The organism is Isoptericola sp. NPDC055881 (assembly GCF_053615895.1).
On sequence record NZ_JBSHCR010000050.1, the window covers coordinates 25489 to 31488 of the forward strand.

At 74.0% G+C, this 6000-nt stretch carries 4 protein-coding genes; 3 read left to right on the plus strand and 1 reads right to left on the minus strand.

The window, feature by feature from the left end; all coding sequences use genetic code 11:
- Positions 1-80: 80 nt before the first annotated feature.
- Entirely contained in the window at positions 81-2369 is a 2289-nt protein-coding gene (locus ACWGKI_RS14980) for a sodium-translocating pyrophosphatase (protein WP_380240636.1), read from the minus strand.
- A 199-nt stretch (positions 2370-2568) separates the two neighbouring features.
- On the opposite strand from ACWGKI_RS14980, the gene ACWGKI_RS14985 reads away from it, so the two are divergent.
- From ACWGKI_RS14985 to ACWGKI_RS14995, 3 genes are all read left to right on the plus strand, one after another.
- On the plus strand, positions 2569-3141 hold the full coding sequence (locus ACWGKI_RS14985; protein WP_452188003.1) for a sigma-70 family RNA polymerase sigma factor: 573 nt from the start codon (positions 2569-2571) through the stop codon (positions 3139-3141).
- Positions 3138-4568 (plus strand): hypothetical protein, encoded by a 1431-nt coding sequence (locus ACWGKI_RS14990; RefSeq protein WP_452188005.1) that lies wholly within the window; start codon positions 3138-3140, stop codon positions 4566-4568. The genes ACWGKI_RS14985 and ACWGKI_RS14990 overlap by 4 nt, the downstream gene beginning before the upstream one ends.
- A 61-nt stretch (positions 4569-4629) precedes the next feature.
- On the plus strand, positions 4630-5925 hold the full coding sequence (locus tag ACWGKI_RS14995; protein WP_452188007.1) for a M18 family aminopeptidase: 1296 nt from the start codon (positions 4630-4632) through the stop codon (positions 5923-5925).
- Positions 5926-6000: the final 75 nt, after the last annotated feature.

Here is a 6000-nt window from a genome sequence, read left to right on the forward strand (position 1 = left end):
CTACCTCGCGGTTACCTCAACTACCTCGCGAGAACCCGGACTACCTCGCGGTTCGGTGAACTACCTCGCGGTGCTCGGAACTACCTCGCGGGGACGCTCGCGGTCTCGTCGGCCTGCTCGCGGTCGACGCGGGCGGCGCGCAGGCGGGACATGATGACCGCCCCGAAGGCGACGGCCGCCGCGACCAGGGCGATGACGATGCGCACCACCTGGTTCGCGTCCGCGGGCACGCTCAGCATCACCACGGCCGGCGCGATGAGCACGGACACCAGGTTCATCACCTTGATGAGCGGGTTGATCGCGGGGCCGGCGGTGTCCTTGAAGGGGTCGCCCACGGTGTCGCCGATGACGGTGGCGTCGTGCGCCTCGGAGCCCTTGCCGCCGTACGCGCCGTCCTCGACGATCTTCTTCGCGTTGTCCCATGCGCCGCCGGAGTTCGCGAGGAACACGGCCATCAGCACGCCTGCGCCGATCGCGCCGGCGAGGAAGCCGGCGAGCGGGCCGACGCCGAGGCCGAAGCCCACGGCGATCGGTGCGAACGCGGCCAGCAGGCCGGGGGTGGCGAGCTCGCGCAGCGAGTCGCGGGTGCAGATGTCGACGACGCGGCCGTACTCGGGCCGCTCCTCGTACGTCATGATCCCCGGGTGCTCGCGGAACTGGCGGCGCACCTCGAAGACGATCGCGCCGGCGGCGCGGGTCACGGCGTCGATCGCGAGGCCCGAGAACAGGAACACGGTCGCGGCACCGAGGATCACCCCGACGAGCGTGACGGGCGAGACGATCTCGAAGCTGAGCATCGCGGGCACCAGCCCGGCGCCCACCTCCTTCACGTCCCCCAGCGCGCCGGACACGGCGTCGGCGTACGAGCCGAACAGCGCCGTCGCGGCGAGGACGGCCGTGGCGATCGCGATGCCCTTGGTGATGGCCTTCGTGGTGTTCCCGACGGCGTCGAGGTCGGTGAGGATCTGCGCAGCCTCCTCGTCGACGTCGCCCGACATCTCGGCGATGCCCTGCGCGTTGTCGCTCACGGGGCCGAAGGTGTCCATCGCGACGATGACGCCCACCGTGGTGAGCAGGCCGCAGCCGGCGAGCGCCACGAGGAAGAGCGACAGCCAGATCGAGCCCCCGGCGAGGAGGAAGGTGCCGCAGATCGCGGCGGCGATGACGCCGGCGGTGTAGACGGCCGACTCGAAGCCGACCCCGATGCCCGACAGCACGACGGTGGCCGCGCCGGTGCGCGACGTCGCCGCGACGTGCAGCGTGGGCTTCGACGTCGTGCCGGTGAAGTACCCGGTGATCCACAGGATGACGCCGGCGAGCACGACGCCGATGACGACGGCCAGCGAGGCGACGACGCGCGGGTCGGCGGTGACGTCGCCGATGTCCGCGGTGCCGGCGAGCTCGGCGAACGACGACGGCAGGTAGACGAAGGCGGCGACGGCGGCCAGCAGTGCGCCGACGACGGCGGACAGGTAGAAGCCGCGGTTGATCGCCTTGAGCCCGTTCTCGCTGCCGCGCACGCGGGTCACGAGCACGCCGAGGAGGGCCACGAAGGCACCGATGGCGGTGACGATCAGGGGGAAGACGAGACCCTGCTCGCCCATCACGGCGCGGCCCAGGATGAGCGCCGCGACGAGGGTGACGGCGTACGACTCGAAGAGGTCGGCGGCCATGCCCGCGCAGTCGCCCACGTTGTCGCCCACGTTGTCGGCGATGGTCGCGGCGTTGCGGGGGTCGTCCTCGGGGATGTGCTGCTCGACCTTGCCGACGAGGTCCGCGCCGACGTCGGCCGCCTTGGTGAAGATGCCGCCGCCCACGCGCATGAACATCGCGAGCAGCGCGGCCCCGAAGCCGAAGCCCTCGAGCACGGCCGGCGCGTCGGTGCGGTACACGAGGACGACGAGCGCGGCGCCCAGCAGGCCGAGGCCCACGACGGACATGCCCACGACGCCGCCGGTGCGGAACGCGATCCGCGCCCCCTCCGCCCGCCCGTCCGGCCGGGTCGCGGCCGAGGCGACGCGCACGTTGGCGCGCACGGCGAGCCACATGCCCAGGTAGCCGATCGCCGCGGAGAACCCGGCGCCGACGAGGAACGCGATCGACCGGCCCACCCGGACCCCGCCGTCCCCCGGCAGCAGGAACAGCAGCGCGAACACCACGACCGCGAACAGGGCGAGCGTGCGGAACTGGCGGTTGAGGTAGGCCGAGGCCCCCTCCTGCACGCCTCGCCCGATCTCCTGCATGGCGGGCGTCCCCTCGGGCGCGGCGAGCACCTGCCGTCGCAACGCGGCGGCGCAGCCGAGCGCGGCCAGCCCGATCACCCCGATCACGGCGACGATCGCGATGCTGCTGGATCCGAACGTGAGCATCCGTCCTCCTTGACGTGCTTCCCCTCCGCCCGGCGAGACGGCGCGACCGCCCGTCGGGAAGGTCCCGCCGTCGCCGTTGACGGCGGGATGCGGGGAGTCTACCCACATGTGACGGCCGTCACGAACCGCATGGCATCCTGACCCAACGGTCCGCGCCACCCGAGCGTCTGAAGGGGTGAGGACGGCACGGGAGGGGACCATGAGCCGCTGGGAGGACGAGCTCGCGGAGCTCGCACGGGCACGAGGACGGGCCCTGGTGGGCTACGCGTACGTGCTGTGCGGGGACCAGCGGCTCGCGGAGGACCTGGTGCAGGACGCACTGGTCAAGGTGTTCGCGCGGCTGCGCCGGGGCGCCGCGGACCGGCCAGGGGTGCACGCCCTGGACGAGGGCGGGACGAGCGAGGCGTACGTGCGCCGCGCGATCCTCACCCTCTTCCTCGACGAGCACCGCCGCCGCAAGCGCTGGTCGTCCGCACGCCACCTGGTGGCGACCGACGACCGGGTCCGCGGCGCGGCGTCGGGCGCGACGGCGCGGGCCGACGTCGCCGCCGCGCTGGGGAGGCTGACGCCGCGCGAACGGGCGTGCGTCGTCCTGCGCTACCTCGAGGACCTCACCGTGCCGCAGGTGGCCGAGGCGCTCGGCCTCGCACAGGGCACGGTCAAGCGCTATCTGTCCGACGCGACGGCGACCCTGCGCGACGTGCTGCGGGTCGACGCCGAGGACGGCGCCACGGTGACGGGCATGACGACGGGGCGGAGGGCAGGACGATGACCGGGAACCACGCACGGGACGACGGGGCCGACGGCCGCACCGACGAGGCGCTGCGGCGCGGGCTGGACGCGCTCGCGGGGGCGGGTGCCGCGGCGCCGGGCCTGGACGACGTGCTCGACGACATGCTCGGTACGGTGCGCCGCCGCGTCCGCCGCCGTCGCACCGTCAAGCAGGCCGGGATCGGGGCGACGACGCTCGCCGTCGCCGCCGGGCTCGTGCTGGGCGGCGCCGCGCTGCTGCCCGACTCCCCGCAGCCCGCGCCGGGGCCCGCGACCACGCCGACGCCGTCGAGCTCGCCGTCGTCGCCCGACGGGTCGGCCCGCGACGCGCAGCGCAAGCCCGGGGCGCGCGCCGTCGACACCATCCAGCCCGGGCACCAGCCGAGCTGGCTCGAGGGGACGGACCTGTCGTGCGGCATCGCCGAGCGGGACGTCCCCCGCAGCCCGTCGGGCTACCGTCTCGTCGCCGACGCCGAGACGATGTCGCTCGGCGGGTCCGTGGCGGACGGCGACGGCGCCACGATCACGCTGCCGACCCTGGTCACGCGAGCGGAGGGCACCCCGGCGGACACCGTGCTCCTCGGGCCGAGCCTGATGTGGGTGCAGGACGGGCGCGTCGTCGACCTGGGGATCAACCGTACGGAGGAGCCGGTCACCCTCCGGCCCGGGGACACCTCGCGGGATGCCGAGGACTACGCGACGTCGTCCTGCGACCCGGACGGGGTGGCGGAGGGCACCACGGCCTACCCGCACCGGCTGCCCGACGGCGACTACCACGTGCGGGCCTTCGCGGTGCTGTGGTCGCAGGACGCCGGGACGTCGACGGTCGTGGTCTCGCCGGGACGGTTCCGCGTCGTCCTCGACGACGACGGCGCGACGATCGCCTCGGCCGAGGACCGGGTGGCGGCGAAGGGCACCTGCTCGGCGACGGGGCTCGACGTCCTGGACCCGGACCTGACCGATCTCCCCGAGCCGGTGCGCACCACCGTCGCCACGATGTTCACGGCCGCGCTGGCCTGCGACGACGAGAGGCTCATCGCCCTCGCGGAGGCGTCCGACCGCGTGGACGAGAACTGGGGCGGGCAGTCGCCGCGGGAGCTGTTCGAGCTGCCGGCCGCCGAGCAGGACGAGGACGTCTACGCGATCCTCGCGCGGCTGCTGTCCCAGACGCAGCCGTGCCTCGTGGAGGCGCACGGCGACGACGGCATCCGGCGCGCGTACGGCTGGCCCCACATGGCCGCGGGCTGCGACTCGGCCGCCTCCCACTGGCAGGACGCGGTGGACGCCGGCGCGCTGTCCGGGCAGGAGTACGAGGACATGCTGTCGGGCACGCTGACCGACTACGAGGGCTGGCGCCTCACGATCGACGACGAGGGCGCCTGGCAGCAGTTCGTCGACGGCTACGTGGGGCCGCCGCGCGGGGAGTGACGCTCGTCGGCGGCGGGCCGGCGCCGCCCCGCACGGCGGCGCGCGTGGGAAGATGACGGTCATGCCCGACGTCGTCCCCGCAGCTGCCCGCGCCCACACCGAGGACCTGGGGGCGTTCGTCGCCGCCTCGCCCTCGTCGTACCACGCCGCCGAGGAGGTGGCCCGGCGCGCGGAGGCGGCCGGCTACGTCCGGCTGGACGAGACCGCGGCGTGGGACGTCGTGCCGGGCGGGCGCTACGTCGTCGTGCGCGACGGCTCGGTGGTCGCCTTCGCCGTCCCGACCTCGGCAGGCGCGACCACGCCGTTCATCATCCTGGGCACGCACACCGACTCGACGGGCTTCAAGCTCAAGCCGAAGCCCACCACCGGCCGGGACGGCTGGGTGCAGGCCGGCGTCGAGGTGTACGGCGGCCCCCTGCTCAACTCGTGGCTGGACCGCGAGGTGGAGCTCGCCGGGCGCCTCGTCACCTCCGACGGCGTCGAGCACCTCGTGCGCACCGGCCCGATCGCGCGCATCCCGCAGCTCGCCATCCACCTGGACCGCTCCTCGAACGACGGGCTGACGCTCGACAAGCAGCGGCACACCCAGCCGGTCGTGGGCCTCGGGGACGTCTCGCAGGCCGACGTGCTGGCCGAGCTCGCCGCAGCGGCGGGCGACGGAGTCGAGGCCTCGGACGTGCTGGGCTACGACGTCATGCTGGCCGAGACGCAGCCCGCGCGCGCGTTCGGCATCGGTGCCGCGCTGTGGGCCTCGCCGCGCCTGGACAACCAGCTCTCGACGCACGCGGCGATCACCGCGCTGCTCGGCGTCGCGACCGAGGACCTCGCCGGGATCGGCGTCGTCGCCGCGTTCGACCACGAGGAGATCGGCTCCGGGTCGCGCTCCGGCGCCGCGGGACCGTTCCTGGAGGACGTGCTGCGTCGCGTCTCGGCCGGCCTCGGCGCGTCGGAGGACGAGCGGGCGCGCGCCTTCGCGGCGTCGCTGTGCGTGTCCTCCGACGTCGGGCACGCCGTGCACCCGAACTACCCGGAGCGGCACGACCCGGCCAACCACCCCCACGCCGGCGGCGGCCCCATCCTCAAGATCAACGCCAACCAGCGGTACGCGACCGACGCCCACGGCGCAGCACGCTGGCAGGCCGCCTGCGCCGCTGCCGGCGTGCCCAGCCAGGAGTTCGTCTCGAACAACGTCGTGCCCTGCGGTTCGACGACGGGTCCGATCACCGCGACCCGCCTGGGCATCCGCGTGGTCGACGTCGGCGCGGCCATCCTGTCGATGCACTCCGCCCGCGAGCTCACCGCCGTCGTCGACCCGTGGTACCTGTCGCGTGCCATGGAGGCCGTGCTCGCCGGCTGACCCGGCCCCGCACTGGCAGATGTTGTGGGTACGAATTCGGCGGGAATTCTGATCAGAATTCCCGCCGAATTCGTA

Excerpts from the sequence above, each read along its gene's own strand:
- ACWGKI_RS14980 (WP_380240636.1), bottom strand. The coding sequence starts at position 2,369 with ATGCTCACGTTCGGATCCAGCAGCATCGCGATCGTCGCCGTGATCGGG.
- ACWGKI_RS14985 (WP_452188003.1), top strand. The coding sequence starts at position 2,569 with ATGAGCCGCTGGGAGGACGAGCTCGCGGAGCTCGCACGGGCACGAGGA.
- ACWGKI_RS14990 (WP_452188005.1), top strand. The coding sequence starts at position 3,138 with ATGACCGGGAACCACGCACGGGACGACGGGGCCGACGGCCGCACCGAC.
- ACWGKI_RS14995 (WP_452188007.1), top strand. The coding sequence starts at position 4,630 with ATGCCCGACGTCGTCCCCGCAGCTGCCCGCGCCCACACCGAGGACCTG.